Source organism: Nitrosomonas supralitoralis (assembly GCF_003011925.2).
Classification (GTDB): Bacteria; Pseudomonadota; Gammaproteobacteria; order Burkholderiales; family Nitrosomonadaceae; genus Nitrosomonas; species Nitrosomonas supralitoralis.
In genome coordinates, this window is sequence record NZ_PXXU01000140.1 from 1 (window position 1) to 1707 (window position 1707).

The 1707-nt window shown below is 41.4% G+C and carries 2 protein-coding genes; one reads left to right on the top strand and one right to left on the bottom strand.

All coding sequences use genetic code 11. The features are described 5' to 3' along the window. Window positions 1–559 (top strand): transposase (locus tag C7H79_RS17005; protein WP_206781777.1); only part of this gene is annotated, 559 nt, incomplete at its 5' end. A gap of 718 nt (window positions 560–1277) precedes the next feature. Here C7H79_RS17005 and C7H79_RS17015 read toward each other — a convergent pair. Continuing rightward, the gene (locus C7H79_RS17015) at window positions 1278–1565 is read right to left on the bottom strand and encodes a cupin domain-containing protein (RefSeq protein ID WP_106708410.1); all 288 of its coding nucleotides are present in this window, start codon (window positions 1563–1565) and stop codon (window positions 1278–1280) included. Window positions 1566–1707: the final 142 nt, after the last annotated feature.

Here is a 1707-nt window from a genome sequence, read left to right on the forward strand (position 1 = left end):
CCTGCATGCCGGGGTGCGTTGCGCGATGAATCAGCGTAAGGAACTGGAACATCTGTGCCGTTACATCACGCGACCGGCAATTGCCAATGAACGGCTAGCGCTAAACAGTGCCGGGCAGGTGGTGTTGACGTTAAAGACGCCTTATCGGGATGGCACGACGCATATTGTCATGTCGCCGTTAGAATTCATGCAACGCCTGGCCGCATTGGTTCCCCGGCCAAGGCTCAACCTCATTCGCTTCCATGGCGTGCTCGCACCGAATGCCAAGTTACGAGCCGAGATTATTCCTGACGGAATGAAAAACAAAAGTAAACCAACAGATGCGAATGACGATGTGCCGCAATCGACAACTTCTGTGCGCATCAGTTGGGCGCGTTTGTTAAAGCGGGTGTTTGATATCGACATCGAACATTGTCCGCACTGTGGTGGAACCCTGAAAATCATCGCCGCTATCCTGGAATCTGGCGCAATCACTAAGATTCTTGATCATCTCGGCCTACCTGCCAGGGCGCCGCCCAGATCACCTGCGCAGGCCTTTGAACTTTTCGAGCCAACCTGATCCCGTGCTCGCTCCTATCAATCCTCTTCATCATTGGGCTGACCTTTACCCCTGAGCGTTTTTCGCCTGAAGCGCCAAAACGCAGCAAAATCTTTGACTTTTTTGTGCTAACTGAACCGGAATATAGTCATTTTTCTCGATTATCACCGTTTTTGACAACTGAGCCAGCTTCCAGTACATTCAAAACTCATGGAAAAGGTGGTTTATTTTTCCTATACCCTGTAGAGATGGTGTAATGGGCGGGAAGGTCGCCTTCTTCGTCCCTTGGACTGTCACCTATTCCAACGAGCACATTCGATTGTAAGAAGCGACTGTTATAAAATTTGTATTTGTATTGAAGGTAATAGAGTGTTTCCATTCCTATTCCAGCAGTAGCAGAATGTTTACTGTATTGGATGGTATCTCTTTTCACTTCTTGTGCATGGGAAGTATTGTACAGGAGCACTAAGAAGAGATACGCTAGAATGAATTGTTTTATCATGGTTTTCTATGATGGATAACAAGTAGCTAATCGCCATTCAACGAATTAGCCAATTGGTTTCCAAATTTACTTTTATTTTGAAGATGTAGTATTCCATGAAGGAATAGGTAGTGTAATAATTGGGTTTCAGCCGAATTTAAATTATAGTTAGCTAAATTTCATTTAAGACGAACTTTTCTCAGCTGGGAGGAGCGGGTATATGTACCACTAAACGAATGATTCCGTCTTTAAGAAAAACTACTTTATGAGTATAAAGTTGCTATTAGATTTCGCATTTATCCAATGCTTTGTATTTGGTTCAATATCAACATAGTCACCTGTTGTCAATGTAAGTTTAATGCCATTCTCATTCTCAAAAATAGCTTCTCCCATCAAACAAACTAGTAATGCTGGTACTTTTGTAATGTGTTCTTTTAATTGTTCGCCTGCTAATATTTGAATTGAAGTAACATTACCTTCAGTTGTTTTAAAGATCAAAGCTGTTGAAATTGCTTTTGTATCTTGATGTAAATCTTTTATGTTCATTTGATTGTTTTTTTATTGATTGTATACTAGGTGAAAAGTGTGAATGTCAAATTACTATGTGTTAAATTTCTTTCAAGATCCAACGGTTTGGCAAACTGCGTTTTAATGCATTTCAGGTTTTGTTATAGACTATATTGTTTGT

Bases quoted from the DNA above. Each gene is read 5' to 3' on its own strand.
- C7H79_RS17015 (WP_106708410.1), bottom strand. From the start codon at position 1,565: ATGAACATAAAAGATTTACATCAAGATACAAAAGCAATTTCAACAGCT.